Here is a 25717-nt window from a genome sequence, read left to right on the forward strand (position 1 = left end):
CAGGCTAAAAATCAGTCAACACTCACACCGGAAAAATCATTGCGCCCAAACGGGCTGACCTTGAACCCGGAAATCTTCACGCTGAGCGGTTGGTTCACCGTGGAATGCGCTACCGGGGTAATCGGCACCTGCTGCTTGAGCCGCTGCTGGGCCTGCTGGTACAGCGCGGTGCGCTGCGTGCGGTCGGTGACCTGCTTGGCCTCCTTGACCAGCCTGTCGTACTGCGGGTCGCACCACAGCGAGTAGTTGTTGCTGCCGATGGCGTCGCAGCTGTAGAGGGTGCCCAGCCAGTTGTCCGGGTCGCCGTTGTCACCGGTCCAGCCGATCAGGGCAATGTCGTGCTCGCCGCTTTTCATGCGCTTGATGTACTCGCCCCATTCGTAACTGACGATGCGCACCTTGAAGCCCAGCTTGTTCCAGTCGGACTGAAGCATTTCGGCCATCAGCTTGGCGTTGGGGTTGTACGGGCGTTGTACCGGCATGGCCCACAGGGTGACCTCGGTGCCTGGCTTGACCCCGGCCTGCTGCAACAGCTGCCTGGCCTTGTCCGGGTCGTAAGGTGCGTCCTTGAGGCTTTCGTCATAGGACCACTGGGTCGGCGGCATGGCGTTGACCGCCAGCTGGCCGGAGTCCTGGTACACCGCCTGGATGATGGCTTTCTTGTTCACCGCCATGTCCATCGCCTGACGCACTTCCAGGCGGTCGAACGGTGGGTGCTGGGTGTTATAGGCGATGTAACCAAGGTTGAAGCCTGGCTGTTGCAGCACCTGCAGCTTGCTGTCCGCCTTGAGCGCTGGCAGGTCGGCCGGGCGCGGGTGCAGGGTGACCTGGCACTCGTTGCGGCGCAGCTTCTGGATGCGCACCGAGGGGTCGACGTTGATCGAGAACACCAGGTTGTCGAGCTTCACCTGGTCCGGTGCCCAGTAATCCTTGTTGCCCTTGTAGCGGATCTGCGAATCCTTCTGGTAACGCTGGAACACGAACGGCCCGGTGCCGATCGGTTGTTGGTTGATGTCGCTGGGGCGACCGCTGGCCAGCAGCTTGTCGGCATATTCGGCAGACAGTATCGAGGCGAAGCTCATGGCCAGGTTCTGGATGAACGCGGCATCGACCTTGTTCAGGGTGAATACCACGGTCAGCGGGTCGGCTTTCTCGACCCGGGCGATGTTCTTGTCCAGGCCCATGCTGACGAAGTAGGGGAACTCGGTGGGGTAGGCCTGGCGGAACGGGTGGCCCTTGTCGAGCATGCGGTTGAAGGTGAACAGCACGTCCTCGGCATTGAAGTCCCGGCTTGGGCTGAAGGCCTTGTTGCTGTGGAACTTCACCCCTTCACGCAGATGGAAGGTGTAGCGCAGGCCGTCGTCGGACACCTCCCAGCGGCTCGCCAGGGCAGGGTGCACGGCGGTGCCGCCGCGCTCGAACTCGACCAGGCGGTTGTAGATCGGCTCGGCCGCGTCGTTGTCGGTGGCCGTGGTGTACTGGGCGGTGTCGAAACCAGCAGGGCTGCCTTCGGAGCAGAACACCAGGTTGTTGGCCAGCACGGCTGGAGACTGGCTGAGCAGGCCCAGGGCCAGCAGGGCGGAAAGGCTTGTAGCGTGGCGCATGGCAAATCCTTTTTCATCTGTTTGCGCCGCCTCGGGGTACGAATGGCGGCAACAGTTCGCCGACCCCGCAGCGGATGGCCGCAGGACGACATGAAGAGGTAATAAGGGTGAAGGGCACCCGCCGCTCGGCGGATGCCGGGGCTACCCTATTTGTCCACGCTGACGCCGTAGAAGGCGTTCAGCGCAAACGGGCTGATCTTGAAGTCCTTCACTTTGGCGCTCATCGGCTGGTAGACGGTGGAGTGGGCGATCGGGGTGATCGGTACCTGCTCCTTGAGGATGTGCTGCGCCTTTTGGTACAGCTCGGTGCGTTTGGCCTGGTCGGAGGTGGCCTTGGCCTGCTTGATCAGGTCGTCGTAGGGCTTGTAGCACCACTTGGAGAAGTTGTTGCCGTCGATGGCATCGCAGCCGTAGAGGGTGCCCAGCCAGTTGTCCGGGTCACCGTTGTCGCCGCTCCAGCCAATCAGCATGGCGCCCTGTTCGCCGCCTTTGGAGCGTTTGATGTACTCGCCCCATTCGTAGCTGACGATTTTTGCCTTGATGCCGATTTTGGCCCAGTCGGACTGCAGCATCTCGGCCATCAGCTTGGCATTGGGGTTGTACGGGCGTTGCACGGGCATGGCCCACAGGGTGATCTCGGTGCCTTCCTTGACGCCGGCTTCCTTGAGCAGCTGCTTGGCTTTCTCAGGGTCGTACGGGGCATCTTTGATGCTGTTGTCATAGGACCACTGGGTGGGCGGCATGGCGTTGACTGCCAACTGGCCGGCGCCCTGGTACACCGATTCGATGATCTTCTTCTTGTCCACGGCCATGTCCAGCGCCTGGCGCACTTTCAGCTGGGCCATGGGGTTGGGCTCGTTGCTGCCCTTGATCTTGTCCATCACGTTGTAGGCGATGTAACCGAGGTTGAAGCCGGCCTGCTGTGGCATTTGCAGGTTCTTGTCGGCCTTTAGCGGCTCGATGTCGGCCGGGCGCGGGAACAGCGTGACCTGGCATTCGTTTTTCTTCAGCTTTTGCATGCGCACCGACGCGTCGGTGGTGATGGCAAAGATCAGGTTGTCGATCTTCACATCATCGGGCTGCCAGTAGTCCTTGTTGCCCTTGAAGCGGATCTGCGCGTCCTTCTGGTATTTGCTGAACACGAACGGGCCGGTGCCGATCGGCTTCTGGTTGATGTCGGCGGCCTTGCCGTTTTTCAGCAACTGATCGGCGTATTCGGCGGACTGGATCGAGGCGAAGCTCATGGCCAGGTTCTGGATGAACGCAGCGTCCACTTCGTTGAGGGTGAACTTCACCGTGTGCTCGTCGAGCTTCTCGACCTTGGCGATGTTCTTGTCCATGCCCATGTCGGTGAAGTAGGGGAACTCGGTGGGGTAGGCCTTGCGGAAGGGGTGGTCCTTGTCGAGCATGCGGTTGAAGGTGAACAGCACGTCGTCGGCGTTGAAGGGGCGGGTGGGCTTGAAGTAATCGGTGGTGTGGAACTTGACCCCTTCGCGCAGGTGGAAGGTGTAGGTCTTGCCGTCGTCGGTCACTTCCCATTTGGTCGCCAGGCCCGGGATGACCGCGGTACCGCCACGTTCGAACTGGGTCAGGCGGTTGAACACGGTTTCGGCCGAGGCGTCGAAGTCGGTCCCTGTGGTGTATTGCCCCGGGTCGAAGCCTGCCGGGCTGCCTTCGGAGCAGAACACCAGGTTGGACGCGGCCAGGGCCGACGGTGCACCGGTGAGCAAGCCTGCGCCTAGCAGGAACGGAATGACTGCGTGTTTAAGCATGGTGGCCTCATTGTTGTCATTTTTTGGATGAGGTGGCCTCGTGAGCCGACCTGCCGATACTTATGCAGGGGATGTTCCCAATGCAATACACACAAGGATAGTTGGCGCCAGAAAAGTGGTACGGTCGTACATGGATGTCGCATTGGTATAACTTTCGGCGAAGTTAAACGTTTGCGCAGGCAAAATGATGGCATTTTGCGGGATATTTCAGGGCGGGAGTAAACGTAGGAAGCACCTTAAAGGTGCGTAGGAAAGGGCTGAAACTATATTATTTGAGTTACCGCGATCCCTGTGGGAGCGGGCGCGCCCGCGAACACGGGCGAAGCCCGTGCCATCCATCGCGTTGGCCTTTTTCGCGGGCATGCCCGCTCCCACAGGTACGTCGTGGCTGTTAAGGCATCTGCACTTCAATCAGCCCATCGGCATTCATGCTGACTTCACTGGTCCCCGCCTCGATATCTGGCGCCGGCGCCGCTTCATCCGCCCCCATGGCCTTCATCGCCATCGGTGCACTGCGCATGTACGGGCGCGGGTAACCGCTGCTGTTCAGGTTCAGGCTGACCACCTTGTAGCCCTTGCCGCCCAGTGCCTCGGTAGCCAGTTGTGCGCGCGCCTTGAAGGCATCGACCGCGTCCTTGAGCAGTGCGTCTTCGCTGGACTTGCGCGTGGCCGGGGCAATGGAAAAGTCCATGCCACCCATTTTCAGCTCTTGCAGCAGGTCGGCGGTAAGCTGGGACAGGGCCGGGAAGTTGGCGCTTTCCAGGCGTAGCTCGGCACGCTCGCGCCAGCCGGTGATCTTCTGGCCTTTGCTGTCATACACCGGGTAACTGTTGCGGCTGCCCTGGCTGATCTTCACATCCTTGACCTGGCGCGACTGCTGTACGGCCTTGTTCATGGTTTCGGTGATCTGCTTGGCAAGCTTGCCCGGGTCGGTGTTCTGCGCTTCGCTGTACAGGGTCACGACCATCAGGTCGCGCGGTACTTCCTTGCTGACTTCGGCGCGCAGGGAAACCTGGTTGTAACGCGGCTCATCGGCAGCCAGCGCCGGCAGGCTGGCAAGCAGGCCGCAAGACAGGGCAAGGGCTGCGCCGCGACGTGGGATTTGCATGTGGTACTCCTTGGCAATAAAGGGCGTGGGTTCTGGCCATCCATTCCACGCATGGCCCATAAGACCGGCATCAGTGTAGTGGGTTCAAAAGTGCCATCATGAACCTGTGACAAAGTGTGGCGCTTTGCCGCATCGCTGCAGCGAAGCGCCCGGCTTCGGTATACTCCAGCCGATTTTTCTGGAGCACTCATCAGGAGAGCTCATGCTCGCCGCCGTACAACCGCTGTCCGCTACCCGCCAGAATCTCTGGCGCCTGACCGTCATTCGAGTCCTGGTCCTGGCTGCCCAGGCCGGCTCCGTGGGCGTTGCCTACTGGACCGAGCTGCTGCCGTTGCCGTGGCTATCGCTGGCTGGCACCTTGGCGTTGTCCTCGCTGCTGTGTGCGTTCACGGCGCTGCGCCTGCGCCTGTCGCTGCCGGTCACTGAAATGGAGTACGCCCTGCAACTGGCGTGCGACCTGCTGATTCACAGTGCCTTGCTGTATTACTCCGGCGGTTCGACCAACCCGTTCGTGTCGTATTACCTGGTGCCGCTGGCGATTGCTGCTGTGACCTTGCCGTGGCTGTATTCGCTGATCCTTTCGGGAATCGCCCTGACGGCCTACAGCCTGCTGCTGGTGCAGTTCTACCCGCTGGAAGGCCTGCCCATGGCGCGGGACAAGATGCAGGTGTACGGCATGTGGCTGAGCATTGCCCTGGCTGCTGCGGTAATCACCTTCTTCGCCGCGCGCATGGCCGAAGAATTGCGCCGCCAGGAGCAACTGCGTTCCGAGCGGCGTGAAGAAAGCCTGCGTGATGAGCAGTTGCTGGCTGTGGCCACCCAGGCCGCCGGTGCTGCCCACGAGCTGGGCACCCCGCTGGCGACCATGAGCGTGCTGATCAACGAAATGCGCCAGGACCACACCGACCCGCTGTTGCAGGAAGACCTGCAGATCCTTCAGGATCAGGTAAAGCTGTGCAAAGAGACCCTGCAGCAGCTGGTGCGCGCCGCCGAAGCCAACCGCCGCCTGGCGATCGTGGAGCAGGACGTGACCGCCTGGCTGGACGAGGCGCTGAACCGCTGGCACCTGATGCGTCCAGAGGCCAGCTACCGCTTCCAGCGCCTGCGCGACGGCAAGGTGCCGCGCCTGACCCCGCCACCGGACCTGACCCAGGCGCTGCTGAACCTGCTGAACAATGCCGCCGATGCCTGCCCCGATGACCTTGAAGTGCGCCTGGACTGGGACGCCCAGGACATCGTCATCAGCATCCGCGACCACGGCCCCGGCGTGCCGCCGGCCATTGCCGAAGCCATCGGCAAACCCTTCATTACCACCAAGGGCAAAGGCTTTGGCCTTGGCCTGTTCTTGAGCAAGGCCAGCGTGACCCGTGCGGGCGGTTCGGTGAAACTCTATAGTCATGAACAGGGTGGCACCCTGACCGAACTGCGCCTGCCCTATGGCAAGCGAGGAGATGAATGATGAGCGAAGAAAACCAGGTCGAAAGCGAAGAGCTGCCGCACCTGCTGCTGGTGGATGACGATGCCACCTTTACCCGGGTCATGGCCCGTGCCATGAGCCGTCGCGGTTTCCGCGTGAGCACTGCCAGTTCTGCCGAAGAGGGCTTGATCCTGGCCCAGCAGGACCTGCCGGACTATGCCACGCTGGACCTGAAGATGGACGGCGACTCTGGCCTGGTGCTGCTGCCTAAGCTGCTGGAACTGGACCCGGAAATGCGCGTGGTGATCCTGACCGGCTACTCGAGCATTGCCACGGCGGTGGAAGCGGTCAAGCGCGGCGCCTGCAACTACCTGTGCAAACCGGCTGATGCCGATGATGTGCTGGCGGCGCTGCTGTCGGAACACACCGACCTGGATACCCTGGTGCCGGAAAACCCGATGTCGGTCGACCGCCTGCAGTGGGAGCACATCCAGCGCGTGCTGAACGAGCACGAAGGCAATATCTCGGCTACTGCCCGGGCGCTGGGCATGCACCGGCGGACCTTGCAGCGCAAACTGCAGAAGCGCCCGGTTCGGCGCTGATTCTGTGTTGGCTTCTTCGCGGGCACGCCCGCTCCCACAGGTACCGCGCCGCCCTTGAGAGCAGCGCCGTACCTGTGGGAGCGGGCGTGCCCGCGAAGAGGCCAGTACTGGCAGCGCAGAATCTGAAAGACATTTGCTTTTATCACGCTCGATCCCCGCAAATCCCAGCCGTTGGCGTATCATTAGCCCCCTAACGGCAACCCCTTCCAGGATCGCTTGCGCATGCTCGCCCTTCTTATCCAGACGCTGAACATCACGGCACCGGTCTTCGCCATGTTGTTCATGGGCGTACTGCTCAAACGCATCCACCTGATCGACGACAATTTCAACCGCGTCGCCTCGCAGCTGGTGTTCAACGTGTGCATGCCCGCGCTGTTGTTCCTCGGCATCTACCACGCCGACCTGGCGTCGGCAGTAAAGCCTGGTGTCATCCTCTACTTCATCGTCGCTACCCTGGTCGGCTTCGCCATTGCCTGGGGGTTGGCCATCTGGCGCAGCCCGCTGGAAGAGCGGGGTATCTATACCCAAGGCGCGTTCCGCGGCAACAACGGCGTAATCGGCCTGGCCCTGGCCGCCAGCCTGTACGGTGACTATGGTATTTCCCTGGGGGCGGTACTCGCTGGCCTGGTCATCCTCATGTACAACTCGCTGTCGGCAGTGGTACTGGCGGTGTATAGCCCGGACCTCAAGTCCGACCCGTGGAGCATCTGCAAGAGCATCTTCAGCAACCCGCTGATCATCAGCGTGCTGGTAGCCACCCCGATGGCCTACGGCCAGGTGCCGCTGCCCAACTGGTTGCTGACCTCGGGCGACTACCTGGCGCAGATGACCCTGCCGCTGGCGCTGATCTGCATCGGTGGCACCCTGTCGCTGGCGGCGCTGCGCGACAGTGGCCGGCTGGCGATCGATGCCAGCCTGGTGAAGATGGTCTGGCTACCGCTGCTGGGTACCTTGGGTGCGTGGCTGTGCGGCTTCCGAGGGGCCGAGCTGGGCATCCTGTTCCTGTACATCGGTAGCCCGACCGCAGCGGCCAGCTACGTGATGGCGCGGGCGGCCAACGGCAACCACGAGTTGGCTGCATCGATCATCGTGATCACCACCTTGATGGCGGCGATCACCACCAACATCGGCATTTTCATCTTGCAGTGGGGCGGATGGATCTAGATCCTTGACTGCAAACAACACAAAAAACACAGCCTCACTGAGCTAAAGGACACTTCATGCAAGACCAGAGCACGCCCGAGCGGTTACAGCGCGGGCTGAAGAATCGCCATATCCAGCTGATCGCGCTGGGCGGGGCCATCGGTACCGGGTTGTTCCTGGGCATCGCCCAGACCATCCAGCTGGCCGGCCCTTCCGTTCTGCTGGGTTATGCCATTGCCGGCCTGATGGCCTTCCTGATCATGCGCCAGCTGGGCGAAATGGTGGTCGAAGAGCCGGTTGCCGGCAGCTTCAGCCACTTTGCCCACCAGTACTGGAGCGAGTTTGCCGGTTTTGTCTCAGGCTGGAACTACTGGGTCGTGTACGTACTGGTCGGCATGGCCGAGCTCACGGCGGTAGGCATCTACGTGCAGTACTGGTGGCCGGAGTTCCCGACCTGGGCCACGGCGGCGATCTTCTTCGTGGTCATCAACCTGATCAACCTGACCCAGGTGAAGGTCTATGGCGAGATGGAGTTCTGGTTCGCCCTGGTCAAGGTGGTGGCTATCGTCAGCATGATCGGCTTTGGCGCCTGGCTGCTGAGCAGTGGCCATGGCGGCCCGGATGCCAGCGTTGCCAACCTGTGGCAGTACGGCGGCTTCTTCCCTAATGGAGTCACCGGCCTGGTGATGGCGCTGGCGGTGATCATGTTCTCGTTCGGTGGCCTGGAGCTGGTAGGCATCACTGCCGCCGAGGCCGACAACCCACGGCAGAGCATCCCCAAGGCCACCAACCAGGTGGTGTACCGCATCCTGATCTTCTACATCGGCGCGCTGGCGGTGCTGTTGTCGCTGTACCCGTGGCAGAAGGTGGTGCAGGGCGGCAGCCCGTTCGTGATGATTTTCCACGAGCTGGACAGCGACCTTGTAGCGACCATTCTCAACATCGTGGTGCTGACCGCTGCGCTGTCGGTGTACAACAGCTGTGTGTACGCCAACAGCCGCATGCTGTTCGGCCTGGCCAGCCAGGGTGATGCGCCGCGTCAGTTGCTGAAGGTGAGCCGCAGCGGCGTGCCGCTGACGGCGTTGGGTGTTTCGGCGTTCGCGACCGGCCTGTGCGTGGTGATCAACTACCTGATGCCGGGTGAGGCCTTTGGCCTGCTCATGGCCCTGGCGGTGTCGGCGCTGGTGATCAACTGGGCAAGCATCAGCATTACCCACCTGAAGTTCCGCAAGGCCAAGCTGGCAGCCGGGATCATCCCGTTCTACAAGAGCCTGGGGCATCCGCTGACCAACTACCTGTGCCTGGCGTTCATCGTGCTGATTCTGGTGGTGATGTACCTGACCCCGCCGATTCGCATCTCGGTGATGCTGATCCCGGCGTGGATTGCTGTGCTGTGGGTGGCCTTCAAGCTGAAAAAGGCTCGCCAGGCTCGGCGGTAGATTTGCATTGCCTGTGAGATCGAGCGCCGCCCGCGCGGCGCTTCGCGGGACAAGCCCGCTCCCACATTTGTTGCAACGTACCAAACCTGTCAGGCCATGGTTGTCTGCCTTGGTGCAGGTCTTGAGACAGGTGAGGCGGCAACAATGCCCACCTCGAAATCCAGTCATGCCAACAAGGCTGACAACCATGCCCTCACAGACATGGCCACGTTGCAACAAATGTGGGAGCGGGCTTGTCCCGCGAAGCGCCGCGCGGGCGGCGCTCGATCTCACAGGCGATGCAAGGCTGAAGGCATGCGCCTTGTGGCCCTGACGCAACTCAATGCTGCCGCCGCCAGGCCCGCACAGTGGTATACAGCAACACCATGCCAAGCACCGGCAGTACATAAAACAGCATCAACTTCTCCAGCCGGCCGGCCAGCGGCAAGCCCATGGTGAACGCCGCTACGTGCAGGCCGTAAGCCACGTACAGGCACAGGAACACCAGGCCTTCGGCACGGGTGATGCGATACCCGGAATAGAACACCGGCAGGCTCAGCGCGGCAACGCCTAGCATTACGGGCAGGTCGAAAGACAGCGCATTGGGCGAGATCGAAAGCGGCTCGGGGGTGATCAGAGCAGTCAGGCCCAGCACCCCCAGCAAGTTGAACAGGTTGCTGCCGATCACCGTACCCACGGCAATTTCCCGTTCGCCGCGCAAGGCGGCGATGAGCGCGGCGGCGAGCTCTGGCAAAGAGGTACAGATGGCGACGACAGTCAGGCCAACGATGCGCTCGGACAAACCAAGGTCGGTGGCAACCTCGACGGCAGCCTCCAGCAGCAGGTGGCCCGCCAGGCTCAGCAGGCCAAACCCGGCCAGCACTTGCAACAGCGTACCGCACCAGAAACGCCCGGCACTGGTTTTTGCCGCATCCGGGGCAGGGTAGGTACGCGCGTAGTGACGCGACTGGTGCCAAAGCATCGCCAGGTAACCGGCAAGGCCAAGCAGCAGCAACAGCCCTTCGCCCCTGCCCAGCTGGCCGTTGGCAGCCAGCGCATAGACCAGGCCGCTGGCGACGATCATCAGCGGAATGTCCAGGCGTACCAGCTGACGCGATACGCGCAGGGGAATGATGAGCGCGGCAAGGCCGAGAATGACCAAAACGTTGAAGATGTTGCTGCCAATCACGCTGCCCACGGCCACATCCGGCGCGCCCTGGTAGGCCGCTTGCAGGCTGACGGTGAGTTGTGGCGCGGTACTGCCGAAGGCCACCAGGCTCAGGCCGATGATCAGAGGGCGTACATGAAGGCGCTGAGCCAGGCGCAGCGCGGCGCGCACCAGCAATTCGGCGCCGCCGACCAGCAACAGCAGGGCGAGGCCCAGTTGCAGAAGGCTGAAGGTGGGAAGGGTGGCCAGGTCGAAAATGGTCGAACTCCTGTCGCGTCAGTCGCTAAGCCCTTGTACTCGCACGCGTGCCGTTCCGCTACGGAGCATGCCGATTTTTTCTGCGGCGGCGCGAGACAGGTCGATGAGCCGGCCGCGGGTATGCGGGCCGCGGTCGTTGATGCGTACCACCACGCTGCGTTGGTTGGCCATGTTGGTGACCAGAACGCGGGTGCCGAAGGGCAGGCTGCGGTGGGCGGCGGTAAGGCCGTGCTGGTTGAAGGGTTCGCCGCTGGCGGTGCGTTTACCGTGGTGGCGTGAACCGTAATAGGAGGCAGTGCCCGTCTGGTCGTAACCACGCGGGTCGATGTCGTGGCTGGCGCAGCCGGCCAGGAAAGAGAAGAGGGCCAGGGTGCTCAGGGATCGTTTTAGCAATTCAAATGCTCCGGTGTGGCCATTCGCGGGCACGCCCGCTCCCACAGGTATATCGCCACCTTTGGAAGCGGCGCTGTAGCTGTGGGAGCGGGCATGCCCGCGAACGAGGGCAAAGCCCTCGCAGGACTACAAGGGTAAAACAATCACCCTTCGAGCTTGGCCTTGAGCAATTGGTTCACCTGCCCCGGGTTGGCCTTGCCTTTGGAGGCCTTCATTGCCTGGCCGACGAAGAAGCCGAACATCTTGCCGCGCTTGGCCTCATCAGCCGCACGGTACTGTTCCACCTGCTCGGCATTGGCCGCCAGCATTTCGTCGAGCATCTTGTCGATCGCACCCGTGTCGGTAACCTGCTTCAGACCTTTGCTGTCGATGATGCTGTCGGCATCACCTTCACCGGCAGCCATGGCCTCGAACACGGTCTTGGCGATCTTGCCGCTGATGGTGTTGTCGCGGATGCGCAGCAGCATGCCACCCAGTTGCGCAGCGCTGACTGGCGCCTGGTCGATTTCGATGCCCAGCTTGTTCAGCAGGCTGCCCAGCTCGACCATGACCCAGTTGGCGGCCAGCTTGGCGTCGCCGCCGATCTTCACCACTTCTTCGAAGTAGTCCGCCTGTTCGCGGCTGGAAGCCAGCACGTTGGCATCGTAGGCCGACAGGCCGTACTGGCTCTGGAAGCGCTCGACCTTCTGTGGCGGCAGCTCTGGCAGGCCGGCGCGCACGGTTTCGAGGAAGCTGTCCTCGATCACCACCGGCAGCAGGTCCGGGTCGGGGAAGTAACGGTAGTCGTTGGCTTCCTCCTTGCTGCGCATGGAGCGGGTCTCGTCCTTGTTCGGGTCGTACAGGCGGGTTTCCTGCACCACCTTGCCGCCGTCTTCAATCAGGTCGATCTGGCGCTGGATTTCGCTGTTGATCGCGCGCTCGATGAAGCGGAACGAGTTGACGTTCTTGATCTCGCAGCGGGTGCCGAACTCGGCCTGGCCTTTCGGGCGGATCGACACGTTGCAGTCGCAACGCAGCGAGCCTTCGGCCATGTTGCCGTCGCAGATGCCCAGGTAACGCACCAGCGCATGGATCGCCTTGACGTAGGCTACGGCCTCCTTGGCGCTGCGCATGTCAGGCTCGGAAACGATTTCCAGCAGCGGGGTACCGGCACGGTTCAGGTCGATGCCGGTAGAGCCGCTGAAGTCTTCGTGCAGGCTTTTGCCGGCGTCTTCTTCCAGGTGCGCGCGGGTGACCCCGATGCGCTTGATGGTGCCGTCTTCCAGGGCGATGTCCAGGTGGCCCTTGCCGACGATTGGCAGGTCCATCTGGCTGATCTGGTAACCCTTGGGCAGGTCCGGGTAGAAGTAGTTCTTGCGCGCGAACACGTTGCGCTTGCCGATCTCGGCATCGATGGCCAGGCCGAACATGCATGCCATGCGCACGGCTTCCTGGTTCAGCACCGGCAGTACGCCGGGCATGCCCAGGTCAACCAGGCTGGCCTGGGTGTTCGGCTCGGAGCCAAAGGTGGTGGCGCTGCCGGAGAAAATCTTCGACTGGGTGGCGAGCTGAGTGTGGATTTCCAGCCCGATCACAACTTCCCATTGCATGTGTGAATTCCTCAGAAGCCGTTGGGGGCGCGGGTGTGCCAGTCGGTCACTTGCTGATAGCGGTGCGCGACGTTGAGCAGGCGGCCTTCCTGGAAGTACGGCGCCAGCAGCTGCACGCCGACCGGCAGGCCGTCGACGAAGCCGGCTGGCATCGACAGGCCCGGCAGGCCCGCCAGGTTGGCGGTGATGGTGTAGACGTCTTCCAGATAGGCTGCGACCGGGTCGCTGCTCTTGGCGCCCAGTTTCCAGGCCGGGTTTGGCGTGGTTGGGCCGAGGATCAGGTCGACGTCGTTGAAGGCGGCCATGAAGTCGTTCTTGATCAGGCGACGGATTTGCTGCGCCTTCACGTAGTAGGCGTCGTAGTAGCCGGCCGACAGGGCGTAGGTGCCGACCATGATGCGGCGCTGCACTTCAGCGCCGAAGCCTTCGCCGCGGGAACGCTTGTACAGGTCGGTGAGGTCTTTCGGCGCGTCGCAGCGGTAGCCGAAGCGCACGCCGTCGAAGCGCGACAGGTTGGAAGAGGCTTCAGCCGGGGCGATCACGTAGTAGGCCGGGATGGCGTGCTGCATGTTCGGCAGGCTGATTTCCTTGACCACGGCACCGAGCTTTTCCAGCTCCTTGACGCTGGCCTGGACCAGGTCGACGATGCGTGGGTCGAGGCCGGCACCGAAGTACTCCTTCGGCAGGCCGATGCGCAGGCCCTGCAGCGAACCATTGAGGTTGGCGCTGTAATCCGGCACTGGCTCTTCGATGCTGGTGGAATCCTTGGCATCAAAGCCGGCCATGCCTTGCAGCAGCAGGGCGCAGTCTTCGGCAGTGCGGGCCAGCGGGCCGCCCTGGTCGAGGCTGGAGGCGTAGGCAATCATGCCCCAGCGCGAAACACGACCGTACGTCGGTTTCAGGCCGGTGAGGTTGGTCAGTGCCGCCGGCTGGCGGATCGAACCGCCGGTGTCGGTGCCGGTGGTGGCCGGCAGCAGGCGCGCGGCCACCGCAGCGGCCGAACCGCCCGACGAGCCGCCCGGGACGTGTTCGAGGTTCCACGGGTTCTTCACCGCGCCGTAGTGGCTGGATTCGTTGGCCGAACCCATGGCGAACTCGTCCATGTTGGTCTTGCCCAGGGTGACCATGCCGGCTTCGGCCAGCTTGGCGACCACGGTGGCGTCATACGGTGCCTTGAAGTTGTCGAGCATCTTCGAGCCGCAGCTGGTGCGTACGCCGTTGGTGCAGAACAGGTCCTTGTGGGCGATCGGCGCACCCAGCAGCGCGCCGGTTTCGCCAGCGGCGCGGCGGGCGTCGGCGGCACGTGCCTGGCCCAGGGCCAGGTCTTCGGTGACGCTGATGAAGCTGTTGATCTGCGGGTCGAGCTGCTTGATGCGCGCCAGCAGGGCGCCGGTCAGCTCTTCGGAGGAAAACGACTTGTCGGCGAGTCCGCGGGCGATCTCGGCCAGGGTCAATTGATGCATGGCAGGCTCTATCCCTTACTCGATGACTTTAGGAACCAGGTACAGACCACTTTCGGTCGACGGCGCGATAGCCTGGTAGGCATCGCGCTGGTTGTGTTCGGTGACCTGGTCGGGACGCAGGCGCTGGCTGGCCTCCAGCGGGTGGGCCAGGGGCTCGATGCCGGTGGTGTCGACCGCTTGCATCTGGTCGACCAGGCCGAGGATGCTGTTCAGGGCGTCGGTAATGCGTGGCAGTTCGCCATCATTCAGCCCCAGACGGGCCAGATGGGCGATCTTTTCCACGTCGCAGCGTTCAAGCGCCATGGGGATCTCCAAGGGAAACAAAGAACGGAATTTGGGTCCGCGATGAGGAACATGTCAGCTTTCTGGCGGTCCAACGGCCGCGATCATCGGCTGGCATGCTCGGAAAAACAGCCAATTTAACATATTGGCTCCTTGCCCAAAATCCCTGCCATTGTTAGAGTTTGCCGCACTTTTTTACCCACGCTTTCCCCAGGGTCACTTTCCCATGTTCAAGAAACTGCGTGGCATGTTTTCCAGCGATCTCTCCATCGACCTGGGTACTGCCAACACCCTTATTTACGTGCGTGAGCGCGGTATCGTCCTGAATGAGCCCTCGGTTGTTGCCATCCGTACCCATGGCAATCAGAAAAGCGTCGTCGCCGTCGGTACCGAAGCCAAACGCATGCTGGGCCGTACGCCCGGCAACATTGCTGCCATTCGTCCGATGAAGGACGGCGTCATCGCCGACTTCAGCGTCTGCGAAAAAATGTTGCAATATTTTATCAACAAGGTTCACGAGAACAGCTTCCTGCAGCCAAGCCCGCGTGTGCTGATCTGCGTGCCGTGCAAGTCGACCCAGGTAGAGCGCCGCGCCATTCGCGAGTCGGCCCTGGGTGCCGGTGCCCGTGAAGTGTTCCTGATCGAAGAGCCGATGGCCGCTGCCATTGGTGCCGGCCTGCCGGTCGAAGAGGCCCGCGGCTCGATGGTCGTCGATATCGGTGGCGGTACCACTGAAATCGCCCTGATCTCGCTGAACGGCGTGGTCTATGCCGAATCCGTCCGCGTTGGCGGCGACCGTTTCGACGAAGCCATCGTCACCTACGTGCGCCGTAACTACGGCAGCCTGATCGGCGAATCCACCGCCGAGCGCATCAAGCAGGAAATCGGTACCGCCTACCCGGGCGGCGAAGTGCGCGAAGTCGACGTGCGTGGCCGTAACCTGGCCGAGGGCGTACCGCGCGCCTTCACCCTGAACTCCAATGAAGTGCTCGAAGCGTTGCAGGAATCGCTGGCGACCATCGTCCAGGCGGTCAAGAGCGCCCTGGAGCAGTCGCCGCCCGAGCTGGCTTCGGACATCGCCGAGCGTGGCCTGGTGCTGACCGGTGGTGGTGCGCTGCTGCGTGACCTCGACAAGCTGCTGGCCCAGGAAACCGGCCTGCCAGTGATCGTCGCCGAGGACCCGCTGACCTGTGTCGCCCGTGGCGGCGGTCGCGCCCTGGAGATGATGGACAAGCACGCGATGGACCTGCTCTCCAGCGAGTGATCCCACTCGCTGCTCACGAGCGCCCGGTTTACAGGTAGTACGCACAGTGCTACCTGTATGTGCTGGGCTGGCGCCCGTTCAGGGCGCCGTATCCGTCAACCCGCAACCAGGCTGGTGCGTTGTCCCATGTCCAATGACCTCCTGAGTCGTCCACGAGGAACGGCCCATTAAACCGCTTTTCTCCAAGGGCCCTTCACTGGGCGTTCGCCTGCTCGTACTGGTGGTGATGTCGGTCGCGTTGATGGTTGTCGACGCGCGCTTCGACGTGCTCAAGCCTGTGCGCAGCCAGATGGGCGTGGTACTGATGGAGTCGTACTGGATCACCGACTTGCCGCAGCGCGCGTGGCAAGGCGTTGCCGGCCAGTTCGGCAGCCGCAACGAACTGATCGCCGAAAACGAAAAGCTCAAGACCGAAGCCCTGCTGCTGCAGGGGCGTTTGCAGAAGCTGGCTGCCCTGACCGAGCAGAACGTGCGCCTGCGCGAGTTGCTGAACTCTTCGGCGCTGGTCAACGAAAAGGTCGAAGTAGCCGAACTGATCGGTGTCGACCCCAACCCGTTCACCCACCGCATCCTGATCAACAAGGGTGAGCGTGATGGCGTGTTCCTCGGCCAGCCGGTGCTCGATGCGCGTGGCCTGATGGGCCAGGTGGTCGAGTTGATGCCCTACACCTCGCGGGTGCTGTTGCTGACCGACACTACCCACAGCATTCCGGTGCAGGTCAACCGCAACGGCCTGCGTGCCATCGCCAGTGGCACCGGTAACCCCGAGCGCCTGGAGCTGCGGCATGTGGCCGACACCGCCGACATCAAGGAAGGCGACCTGTTGGTCAGCTCCGGTATGGGCCAGCGCTTCCCGGCCGGCTACCCGGTGGCCACGGTCAATGAGGTGATCCACGACTCCGGCCAGCCGTTCGCCATCGTGCGTGCCATCCCCACCGCAGCGCTCAACCGCAGCCGCTACATGCTGCTGGTGTTCAGCGACCGGCGTACCCCGGAGCAGCGCGCTACCGACGCCGCCATCGCCCAGGAAGAGGCTGACCGCAAGGGTGGCGCGGTCACAAGCCCAGGCGAGCAGGGCACGCCAGCCGGCTCTGCGCCTGTCGTACCGGCCACAACGCCAGCGCCGACAGCTCCGGCCGCACAGCCCGCAGCCCCGGCGGCTGCACCTGTCACGCCAGCTGCAGCGCCCGCTGCACCCGCTCAAACCCGGAGACAATGATGGCTGCTTCACGCCGCAACAACGGCTGGGTCATCTGGCTGACTTTCGCCATCGGCCTGCTGCTCAGCGTCTCGCCCATGCCGCAGTTCATGGAAGTGTTCCGGCCCATGTGGCTAGCCTTGCTGGTGTCCTTCTGGACCCTGGCCGTGCCGAACAAGGTCGGCATGACCACGGCGTTCGTGCTGGGCCTGGCCGAAGACGTGCTGTACGGCACCCTGCTGGGGCAGAACGCGCTGATCCTTACCCTGATCACATTCCTGGTGCTGTCGCTGCAACAGCGCCTGCGCATGTTCCCCATGTGGCAGCAGAGCCTGGTGATCCTGGTGATCTTCGGCATCGCCCAGTTGATCCAGTTGTGGCTCAGCGCCCTGACCGGCAACCGCCTGCCCACGTTGGCGCTGGTCTGGTCGGCGGTCATCAGTGCCTTGCTCTGGCCGTGGATCAGCTTCGCCCTGCGCGACCTGCGCCGACGCTTGCATATCAACTGACGGCGATGCCGACACTGACAGGGAGATGTCTGCATGAACCCGCTTTACCTGGCCTCCGGCTCGCCCCGCCGTCGTGAACTGCTGACCCAGATCGGCGTGCCGTTCAGCGTCGTCAGCGCCCCCATCGATGAAACCCCGCTGCCCGGCGAAAGCGCGCCGGCTTACGTCGAACGCCTGGCCCGGGCCAAGGCTGCCGCAGGCCTGGCCAGCCTGACAGATCCGGTGCAGGCCCTTCGCGGGCACGCCCGCTCCCACAGGTCCGGTCATGATCTTGAAAGCAGCGCGGTCCCTGTGGGAGCGGGCGTGCCCGCGAAGGGCCGCCTTGCGGCCCCGGGAGAACGAGCTGTAGTACTCGGCGCAGACACCGCCGTGGTGCTCGATGGTCGTATTCTCGGCAAGCCGCAAAACCGCGAAGATGCCCTGGCCATGCTGGCCGACCTGTCAGGCCGCGAGCATCAGGTACTGACTGCGGTCGCGCTCACCGATGGGCTGCGCACGCAAAGCCTGTGCGTTACCAGCAAGGTTGGCTTTCGCCTGATCAGCGACGAAGAAGCCCAGCGCTACTGGGCCAGCGGCGAACCGGCGGACAAGGCGGGTGGCTACGCCATCCAGGGCCTGGGCGCGGTGTTCGTCACAGGCCTGTCCGGCAGCTACTCGGCAGTGGTGGGTTTGCCCCTCAGTGAAACGGCCGATCTGCTCGGCCAGTTCGGCGTTGCCTGCTGGCAGCTGACCATGCCTACGCCAGAGGTAACAAACCCGCAGTAGCCAGCAGTGCGTACGCCATCCATCATTACAAGAGACCTTTGACGAGAGCCTGCCATGAGTGAAGAGATCCTGATCAACATCACCCCGATGGAATCACGTGTGGCGGTGGTGGAAAACGGGGTACTGCAGGAGGTGCACGTCGAGCGCACCCAGCGGCGGGGCATCGTTGGCAATATCTACAAGGGCAAGGTGGTGCGCGTGCTGCCGGGCATGCAGGCGGCCTTCGTCGACATCGGCCTGGAGCGTGCGGCGTTCATCCATGCTTCGGAAATCTCCCAGCGTGAAGGCTCGGCGGTAGAGAACATCACTGCACTGGTGCACGAAGGCCAGGCGCTGGTGGTGCAGGTGACCAAGGACCCGATCGGCTCCAAAGGTGCACGCCTGACCACCCAGTTATCGATTCCTTCGCGCTACCTGGTGTACATGCCGCGCAGCAGCCATGTCGGTATTTCGCTGAAGATCGAAGACGAAGCCGAGCGTGATCGCCTCAAGCAGGTGGTCAGCGACTGCATGGAAAGCGAAAACATCAAGGATGCCGGCGGTTTCATTTTGCGCACTGCCGCCGAGGGCGCACGTGCTGAAGAGATCCTGCAGGACATTCGCTACCTGCGCCGCCTGTGGGAGCAGATCGGCACCCAGATCAAGACGTGCGGCGCGCCCACGGTCATCTACGAGGACCTTGGCCTGGCCCTGCGTACCCTGCGTGACCTGGTCAACCCGAAAATCGAGAAGATCCGCATCGACTCGCGGGAAACCTTCCAGAAGACCACGCAGTTCGTCGGCGAACTGATGCCGGAAATCGCCGACCGCCTCGAACACTACCCTGGCGAGCGTCCGATTTTTGACCTGTACGGCGTCGAAGACGAGATCCAGCGTGCCCTGGAACGCAAGGTGCCGCTCAAGTCCGGCGGCTACCTGGTGGTCGACCCGGCCGAAGCCATGACCACCATCGACGTGAACACCGGTGCTTTCGTCGGCCATCGCAACCTGGAAGAGACCATCTTCAAGACCAACCTCGAGGCTGCCACCGCCATCGCCCGGCAACTGCGCCTGCGCAATATCGGCGGCATCATCATCATCGACTTCATCGACATGGAAGATGAAGAGCACCAGCGCCAGGTGCTGCGTACCCTGGAAAAACAGCTGGAGCGCGATCACGCCAAGACCAACATCATCGGCATCACCGAACTGGGCCTGGTGCAGATGACCCGCAAGCGCACCCGCGAAAGCCTGGAGCAGGTGCTGTGCGAGCCCTGCCTGGCATGCCAGGGCCGCGGCAAGCTGAAAACCCCCGAGACCATCTGCTACGAGATCTTCCGCGAGATCCTGCGCGAGGCGCGTGCCTATCAGGCCGAGGGCTACCGTGTGCTGGCCAACCAGAAGGTGGTCGACCGCCTGCTGGATGAAGAGTCGGGCAACGTGGCGGAGCTGGAGGCCTTCATCGGGCGAACCATTCGCTTCCAGGTCGAGTCGATGTATTCGCAGGAACAATACGACGTGGTGCTGCTCTGAGGCCTTCTGAAACACGCTGCTGCATCGTCGCGCTGGCAAAACCTGCGCGACGGGCCATCATGGATAAACGACTTGGAGGGCCACGGCCATGGGACGTCTGACCCGCGTTCTTGTCGCCTTGACCCGCTGGGGGCTGGGCATATGTGCCCTGTTGGCGGTACTGGTGGCGCTGTATGTCAGCCTTGGCCGCGAACTGGCGCCGCTGGTCGCCGAGTACCGTGCCGACGTAGAGAGCAAGGCCGAGCAGGCGCTGGGCCTGCCCGTGCATGTCGGTGCGCTGGAAGGGCACTGGAGCGGGCTGGCGCCGGTGCTGCGGGTGCGCGACCTGCAGTTGGGCGAGGGTGCCACGGCGCTGCGCCTTGACGAGGTCATGGTGGTTCCCGATGTCTGGGCCAGCCTTACCGCCCGTGAAGTGCGCCTGGCGCGCATTCAGCTGGGCGGCCTGCAACTGATTCTGCGTGAGAACGAGCAGGGCGCCTGGAACCTTGAAGGGCTGCCGAAAAAGGACGACACGCCGCCGGACCCTGCCGACCTGCTGCAGCGCCTGCGCCAGCTAGGCCGGGTTGATGTGTTCGACAGCCAGGTCACTTTGCACCCCTGGCAGCGCGACCCGCTGACCCTGACTTATGTGAGTGCCGGCTTGAAGGCCGGTGCCTCGCGCCAGGCTTTGGACTTGCGGGCGACCTTGCCTGATGGCCAGCCCTTGGCGCTGAACCTGCGCAGTCGCATATCGGCCAAGGCCTGGCGTGATGGCCAGGTCGAGGCCTACCTGAGCCTGCCGCAAAGTGACTGGTCGCACTGGTTGCCGCCCGCTTTGCTGGGGCAATGGCATGCCGAAGCGTTGCGCGCCGGCGGTGAGTTCTGGGTCGACTGGGGCAAGGGTCAGCTGCAGCAGGCCGTGGTCCGGCTCAATGCGCCTGAACTGAAGGGCGCCTACAGTGGGCGCAAGGCCGCCACCCTGAACAACCTGGCCCTGGGCGCCTGGTTCCAGCGCCGCGAGCATGGTTTCGATGTTGTGGTCGATTCCCTGGCCATGGACATCGGCAAGACCCGCTGGGAATCGCACCTGCAGGTGCAGCAGCGCGCTGGCGAGAGCGCCGCCGATGAAAGCTGGAAGGTGCAGGCCGATCGGCTCAACCTGACGCCGCTGACCCCGTTGATCGACGCCCTGGCACCGTTGCCCGACAAGGTCATGGCCGTGGTCGATGGCCTCAAGGTGACGGGTGCACTGCGCAATGTGCGGCTGGAGGCCCGCCCCAAGGCTGAAGGTGACCAGCGCCTGCAGTTCGAAGCCAACCTGGAAAAGGTCGGTTTCGATGCCTATCACAATGCCCCTGCGGCCGGTAACGTCAGCGGCAGCATCAGTGGCGATCTGGGCCACGGCGAGCTGCGCCTGGATACCGATGCGTTCATGCTGCACCTGTACCCGATCTTCGCCAAACCGTGGCATTACCAGAAGGCCAATGCACGGCTGACCTGGGCACTGGACAAGGAGGGTTTCACCCTGGTTGCGTCTTACCTCAAGGTGCTGGGCGAAGAGGGCAAGATCGCGGGTGACTTCCTGATCCGCCTGTTGTTCGAGGAAGGCCGCGAGGACTACATGGACCTGCGCGTCGGCCTGACCGACGGCGATGGTCGCTACACCGCCAAGTACCTGCCCGAAGTGCTTAGCCCGGCCCTCGACGAGTGGCTGCGCAGCGCCATTGTCAAAGGCGCGGTGGACGAAGGCTACTTCCAGTACCAGGGCTCTCTTAACCATGGCGCTGCACCGGAGGCGCGCAGCATCAGCCTGTTCTTCAAGGTGCATGACGCTGCGCTGGACTTCCAGCCTGGCTGGCCGCAGGTACAGCATGTGGACGGCGATGTGTTCATCGAGGACAGTGGCGTGCGCATCAAGGCCCAGCGCGGCGTGCTGCTGGACACCAAGGTCAGCGATGTGAAGGTCGACATCCCGCATGTCGACGAGGGCCAGCACAGCCACCTGTTCCTCGATGGCGATTTCGACGGCAGCCTGGGTGATGGGCTGAAGATTCTCAAGGAGGCGCCAATTGGCACCGGTGAGATCTTCGCCGGCTGGGAGGGCGAGGGGCCGCTGAAGGGCAAGGTCAAGCTCGATATCCCGCTGGAACATGGGCAGCGGCCGAAAGTACAGGTGGACTTCGCCACCCATGATGCGCGCTTGAAGGTTGCCCCGCCGAGCCTTGAGTTGAGCCGCCTGAAGGGTGACTTCAGCTTCGATTTCGACAAGGGCCTGAGCGGCAAAGGCATCAGCCTGCAGGCCTTTGGCAAGCCGGTCACGGCGCAGATAACTGCCGAAGGCCAGCCTGGGCAGATGCAGACCCGCATCGAGGCCAATGGCCAGGTATCACTCAAGGCCTTGACCGAGTGGCTGCAGTTCAACCAGGCCTTGCCGGCTTCCGGTGACCTGCCCTACCAGTTGCAGCTGAGCCTGGGTAGCCGTGACAACCGCCTGAGTGTCAGCTCCAGCCTCAAGGGCCTGGCCATCGATTTGCCGGCGCCGTTCGGCAAGGCGGCGGCAGACACTCGCGACAGCCGTTTCAGCATGAGCCTGCAGGGGCCGGAGCGGCGTTTCGATGCTGGCTACAGCGACCTGGCGCGCTTTGCCTACGCTGCACCGGCCGACAAGTTGCTGCAGGGGCGTGGCGAATTGCTGCTGGGTACAGGGGACGCTCAGGTGCCAGCCGGCCAGGGCCTGAGGGTACGTGGGCGCCTGGACACGCTGGACCTTGGCCCATGGCAGGAACAGGCGGCGCGCCTGGGCGGTAACGACCCAGGCGGCAGTGCACGGCAGAACCTGCAGAGCGTTGACCTGAGCATCGGCCAGTTGAAAGCCTTTGGCATGGACCTGAACCAGGCTGTGGTGCGGCTGGCCCGAGGCGGCCCGGCCTGGGACCTGCGCCTGGACAGCAAGGAAGTCATCGGCAATGCCCGGGTGCCAGATGCCAAGGGCGCGCCAATGGTCGTGCGCATGCAGACCCTGCGCCTGCCAGCGCCCAGTCCGGCTGAAAAGCAGGCCGAGGAGCGGGCTGAGGACGGCCCTGATCCACTGGCTTCCTTCGACCCGCGCAAGGTCCCGGCACTGGACATGAGCATCGACAAGCTATACCGCGGTGACGACCTGTTCGGCAGTGCCTCGATCAAGCTGCGGCCAACCGCCCGTGGTGTTGCTGCCAGCGATATCGACCTCGACTTCAAGGGCCTGCGCATTGACGGTGGCGGTGGCTGGGAGGGCGAAACGGGCAAGACCAGCAGTTGGTACAAAGGGCGCCTGGACGGCAAGAACCTTGCCGATGTCCTCAAGGCCTGGGGCTTTGCCCCGACCGTGACCAGCCGTGACTTCCGCCTGGACGTGGACGGCCGCTGGCCAGGTTCGCCGGCCGCGGTGAGCCTGACGCGCTTCTCGGGCAGCATGGACGCGGCGTTACGCACCGGCCAGTTTGTCGAGGTCGAGGGCAGCGCTCAGGCGTTGCGGGTATTCGGCCTGCTCAACTTCAACTCGATTGGCCGGCGGCTGCGCCTGGACTTCTCCGACCTGTTCGACAAGGGCCTGGCCTATGACCGGGTCAAAGGGCTGCTGGTGGCCAGCAATGGCGTCTACGTGACCCGCGAACCCATCACCATGACCGGCCCGTCGAGCAGCTTCGAGCTGGAGGGCACGCTGGACATGGTCCGTGACCAGGTCAACGCCAATCTGCAGGTCAGCCTGCCGGTGACCAACAACCTGCCGCTGGCCGCGCTGATCGTTGGCGCGCCAGCAGTAGGCGGGGCGTTGTTCCTCGTCGACCGGTTGATCGGTGACCGTGTGTCGCGCTTTGCCAGTGTGCACTACCGTGTCGAAGGCCCGTGGAAAGAGCCTAGAATCACCTTTGTGAAACCTTTCGATAAATAGTGCCAGGAGCGCCCATGAAGGCAGCGGTAATCCAGATGGTCAGCCAGGACGATGTGCTGGCCAACCTGCAGCGTGCCGGTGCCCTGTTGCAGCAGGCTGCACTGGGCGGGGCGCGGCTGGCGGTGCTACCGGAAAACTTTGCCGCCATGGGACGCAAGGACGCCGCCGCCATAGGCCGTGCCGAAGCCTTGGGTGAAGGGCCGATCCTGCCATGGTTGAAACGGACCGCCCGCGACCTCAAGTTATGGATAGTCGCCGGTACTTTGCCCTTGCCACCGGTCGGCCAGCCCGAGGCCAAGGCGCATGCCTGCTCGCTGCTGATCGACGAGCACGGCGAGGTGGCGGCACGCTATGACAAGCTGCACCTGTTCGACGTGGACGTTGCCGACAATCGCGGCCGGTACCGTGAATCGGACGACTACGCCCACGGCGCCCAGGTGGTGGTGGCGGATACGCCAGTGGGGCGGCTGGGGTTGAGCGTGTGCTACGACTTGCGCTTCCCCGAGCTGTACAGCGAACTGCGCGCTGCCGGCGCCGAGCTGATCACTGCACCCGCTGCCTTCACGGCGGTGACCGGCGCGGCGCATTGGGAGGTGCTGGTACGTGCCCGCGCCATCGAAACACAGTGCTACCTGCTGGCTGCGGCGCAGGGCGGCACCCACCCAGGCCCACGGGAAACCCATGGCCATGCGGCGATCGTCGACCCTTGGGGGCGTATCGTCGCAGAACAGGCGCAAGGCGAAGCGGTATTGATTGCCGAGCGCGACATTGAAGAACAAGCGTCCATTCGGGCGCGCATGCCGGTGGCATCGCACCGGCGCTTTTTCTCGCAGGGCGCGTTGCGGCCTGCGCACACCTCGGAGTGACTATGAGCCAGATGTTATCCACCGTCAGCGAGCAGCTCCTGGCCCCAGGCGGCTTGACCCTGGACAGCCTGCAGAGCGTGCTGGGTGAGTTGGCCGGCCCCGGCATCGACGCCGCCGACCTGTATTTTCAGGGCCAGATATCGGAAACCTGGGCGCTGGAAGACGGTATTGTCAAAGAGGGCAGCTTCAACCTGGACCAGGGCGTGGGTGTACGTGCCCAGTCCGGTGAAAAGACCGGCTTCGCCTACAGCAATGCAATCAACCTTGAGGCGCTGACCTCTGCGGCCCGTGCCGCCCGTTCGATTTCCCGAGCCGGGCAGAACGGCACGGTACAAGCCTTCCGTAGCCAGGACGTGACCGCCCTGTATGCGCCAGACAACCCGCTGGATGTACTCAGCCGTGCCGAAAAGGTGGAGCTGCTCAAGCGTGTCGATGCTGCGACCCGGGCCCTGGATCCGCGTATCCAGCAAGTCAGCGTGAGCATGGCCGGGGTCTGGGAGCGCATCCTGATCGCAGCGGCCGATGGCAGCCTTGCCGCCGACGTGCGCCCGCTGGTGCGTTTCAATGTCAGCGTCATCGTCGAACACAACGGCCGTCGCGAGCGCGGCGGGCAGGGCGGTGGTGGGCGTACCGACTACCGCTTCTTCACTGAAGAGCGGGTGATGGGCTATGCCCGCGAGGCGCTGCGCCAGGCGCTGGTCAACCTCGAAGCTATCCCGGCACCCGCTGGCACCTTGCCAGTGGTACTGGGCTCGGGCTGGTCGGGCGTGTTGCTGCACGAGGCTGTCGGCCATGGCCTGGAAGGCGATTTCAACCGCAAGGGCAGTTCGGCGTTCAGCGGCCGCATTGGCGAGAAAGTGGCGTCGAGCCTGTGCACCATCGTTGACGATGGCACCCTCGAGGGCCGCCGTGGCTCGCTGAGCGTGGATGACGAAGGCACCCCGACCGAATGCACCACGCTGATCGAGAACGGCGTGCTCAAGGGCTACATGCAGGACAAGCTGAACGCGCGCCTGATGGGCATGGCGGTGACCGGCAACGGCCGCCGTGAATCCTACGCGCACCTGCCAATGCCGCGCATGACCAACACTTACATGCGCGCTGGCGAAAGCGACCCGCAGGAAATCATCGCGTCGGTGAAGAAAGGTATCTACTGCGCCAACCTTGGTGGTGGCCAGGTGGACATCACCAGCGGCAAGTTCGTGTTCTCGACCAGTGAGGCCTACCTGATCGAAGACGGCAAGATTACCGCACCGGTGAAGGGCGCGACCCTGATCGGCAATGGTCCGGAGGCAATGAGCCGGGTGTCGATGGTCGGTAACGACCTGGCGCTGGACAGCGGGGTGGGGACATGTGGCAAGGACGGGCAGTCGGTGCCGGTCGGGGTCGGGCAGCCTACCTTGAAGCTGGATGCGATTACCGTGGGCGGTACCGGCGCGTGATGGCCTTAGGGACCGTTGTGGGAGCGGCGGTGCG

The 25717-nt window shown here is 63.4% G+C and carries 20 protein-coding genes; 12 read left to right on the top strand and 8 right to left on the bottom strand.

Annotated features, from left to right (window positions below; all coding sequences use genetic code 11):
* Nucleotides 1-11 precede the first annotated feature (11 nt).
* The 3 genes from ACIQUI_RS15500 to ACIQUI_RS15510 all read right to left on the bottom strand — a co-directional run bounded on the left by ACIQUI_RS15500 (nt 12) and on the right by ACIQUI_RS15510 (nt 4484).
* Nucleotides 12-1604 carry an ABC transporter substrate-binding protein gene (locus tag ACIQUI_RS15500; RefSeq protein ID WP_403200018.1) on the bottom strand — a complete coding sequence of 531 codons (1593 nt, stop codon included), beginning with the start codon at nt 1602-1604 and terminating at the stop codon, nt 12-14.
* 146 nt (nt 1605-1750) lie between these two features.
* Entirely contained in the window at nt 1751-3376 is a 1626-nt protein-coding gene (locus ACIQUI_RS15505; RefSeq protein WP_403200021.1) for an ABC transporter substrate-binding protein, read from the bottom strand.
* Between the two features lie 391 nt (nt 3377-3767).
* Nucleotides 3768-4484: an SIMPL domain-containing protein gene (locus ACIQUI_RS15510; RefSeq protein WP_403200024.1), complete on the bottom strand. Its 717-nt coding sequence runs from the start codon at nt 4482-4484 to the stop codon at nt 3768-3770.
* Between the two features lie 202 nt (nt 4485-4686).
* Between ACIQUI_RS15510 and ACIQUI_RS15515 the strand changes: the two genes are divergently transcribed.
* The 4 genes from ACIQUI_RS15515 (at nt 4687) to ACIQUI_RS15530 (ending at nt 9085) form a co-directional block, all read left to right on the top strand.
* A complete protein-coding gene (locus ACIQUI_RS15515; protein WP_012270632.1) occupies nt 4687-5943 on the top strand; it encodes an ATP-binding protein in 1257 nt (418 codons plus the stop codon).
* Nucleotides 5943-6503 (top strand): response regulator transcription factor, encoded by a 561-nt coding sequence (locus tag ACIQUI_RS15520; protein ID WP_003255244.1) that lies wholly within the window; start codon nt 5943-5945, stop codon nt 6501-6503. Before ACIQUI_RS15515 ends, ACIQUI_RS15520 begins: the two co-directional genes overlap by 1 nt.
* Nucleotides 6504-6725: 222 nt before the next feature.
* Nucleotides 6726-7667 (top strand): AEC family transporter, encoded by a 942-nt coding sequence (locus tag ACIQUI_RS15525; RefSeq protein WP_403200027.1) that lies wholly within the window; start codon nt 6726-6728, stop codon nt 7665-7667.
* A gap of 56 nt (nt 7668-7723) precedes the next feature.
* Entirely contained in the window at nt 7724-9085 is a 1362-nt protein-coding gene (locus ACIQUI_RS15530; protein ID WP_403200030.1) for an amino acid permease, read from the top strand.
* 319 nt (nt 9086-9404) lie between these two features.
* Here the strand turns inward: ACIQUI_RS15530 and ACIQUI_RS15535 are convergent, their stop codons facing one another.
* From ACIQUI_RS15535 to gatC, 5 genes are all read right to left on the bottom strand, one after another.
* Entirely contained in the window at nt 9405-10448 is a 1044-nt protein-coding gene (locus ACIQUI_RS15535) for a calcium/sodium antiporter (RefSeq protein WP_403200192.1), read from the bottom strand.
* Between the two features lie 60 nt (nt 10449-10508).
* Entirely contained in the window at nt 10509-10883 is a 375-nt protein-coding gene (locus ACIQUI_RS15540; protein ID WP_403200032.1) for a septal ring lytic transglycosylase RlpA family protein, read from the bottom strand.
* 143 nt (nt 10884-11026) lie between these two features.
* Entirely contained in the window at nt 11027-12472 is a 1446-nt protein-coding gene (gene gatB, locus ACIQUI_RS15545) for an Asp-tRNA(Asn)/Glu-tRNA(Gln) amidotransferase subunit GatB (protein WP_403200035.1), read from the bottom strand.
* An 11-nt stretch (nt 12473-12483) separates the two neighbouring features.
* Complete coding sequence (gene gatA, locus ACIQUI_RS15550; protein WP_403200036.1) at nt 12484-13935, bottom strand: Asp-tRNA(Asn)/Glu-tRNA(Gln) amidotransferase subunit GatA; 1452 nt, start codon at nt 13933-13935, stop codon at nt 12484-12486.
* Nucleotides 13936-13950: 15 nt separating this feature from the next.
* Nucleotides 13951-14238 carry an Asp-tRNA(Asn)/Glu-tRNA(Gln) amidotransferase subunit GatC gene (gene gatC / locus ACIQUI_RS15555; protein WP_391124560.1) on the bottom strand — a complete coding sequence of 96 codons (288 nt, stop codon included), beginning with the start codon at nt 14236-14238 and terminating at the stop codon, nt 13951-13953.
* A gap of 205 nt (nt 14239-14443) precedes the next feature.
* Between gatC and mreB the strand changes: the two genes are divergently transcribed.
* The 8 genes from mreB to tldD all read left to right on the top strand — a co-directional run bounded on the left by mreB (nt 14444) and on the right by tldD (nt 25683).
* Nucleotides 14444-15481 carry a rod shape-determining protein MreB gene (mreB, locus tag ACIQUI_RS15560; RefSeq protein WP_003255163.1) on the top strand — a complete coding sequence of 346 codons (1038 nt, stop codon included), beginning with the start codon at nt 14444-14446 and terminating at the stop codon, nt 15479-15481.
* A 226-nt stretch (nt 15482-15707) separates the two neighbouring features.
* Nucleotides 15708-16700 carry a rod shape-determining protein MreC gene (gene mreC / locus ACIQUI_RS15565; RefSeq protein ID WP_403200039.1) on the top strand — a complete coding sequence of 331 codons (993 nt, stop codon included), beginning with the start codon at nt 15708-15710 and terminating at the stop codon, nt 16698-16700.
* Entirely contained in the window at nt 16700-17188 is a 489-nt protein-coding gene (gene mreD / locus ACIQUI_RS15570; protein ID WP_015269051.1) for a rod shape-determining protein MreD, read from the top strand. The genes mreC and mreD overlap by 1 nt, the downstream gene beginning before the upstream one ends.
* A 33-nt stretch (nt 17189-17221) precedes the next feature.
* The gene (locus ACIQUI_RS15575; protein ID WP_403200042.1) at nt 17222-17953 is read left to right on the top strand and encodes a Maf family protein; all 732 of its coding nucleotides are present in this window, start codon (nt 17222-17224) and stop codon (nt 17951-17953) included.
* Between the two features lie 54 nt (nt 17954-18007).
* Nucleotides 18008-19465, top strand: a complete 1458-nt coding sequence (gene rng / locus ACIQUI_RS15580; protein ID WP_403200045.1) for a ribonuclease G — start codon at nt 18008-18010, stop codon at nt 19463-19465.
* Between the two features lie 88 nt (nt 19466-19553).
* On the top strand, nt 19554-23375 hold the full coding sequence (locus tag ACIQUI_RS15585) for a YhdP family protein (RefSeq protein ID WP_403200047.1): 3822 nt from the start codon (nt 19554-19556) through the stop codon (nt 23373-23375).
* A gap of 14 nt (nt 23376-23389) precedes the next feature.
* Complete coding sequence (locus tag ACIQUI_RS15590; protein ID WP_403200050.1) at nt 23390-24241, top strand: carbon-nitrogen hydrolase family protein; 852 nt, start codon at nt 23390-23392, stop codon at nt 24239-24241.
* A gap of 2 nt (nt 24242-24243) precedes the next feature.
* On the top strand, nt 24244-25683 hold the full coding sequence (gene tldD / locus ACIQUI_RS15595; protein WP_403200053.1) for a metalloprotease TldD: 1440 nt from the start codon (nt 24244-24246) through the stop codon (nt 25681-25683).
* Nucleotides 25684-25717: the final 34 nt, after the last annotated feature.

This window comes from Pseudomonas sp. NPDC090592, assembly GCF_044769185.1.
In the GTDB taxonomy this organism is placed as follows: domain Bacteria; phylum Pseudomonadota; class Gammaproteobacteria; order Pseudomonadales; family Pseudomonadaceae; genus Aquipseudomonas.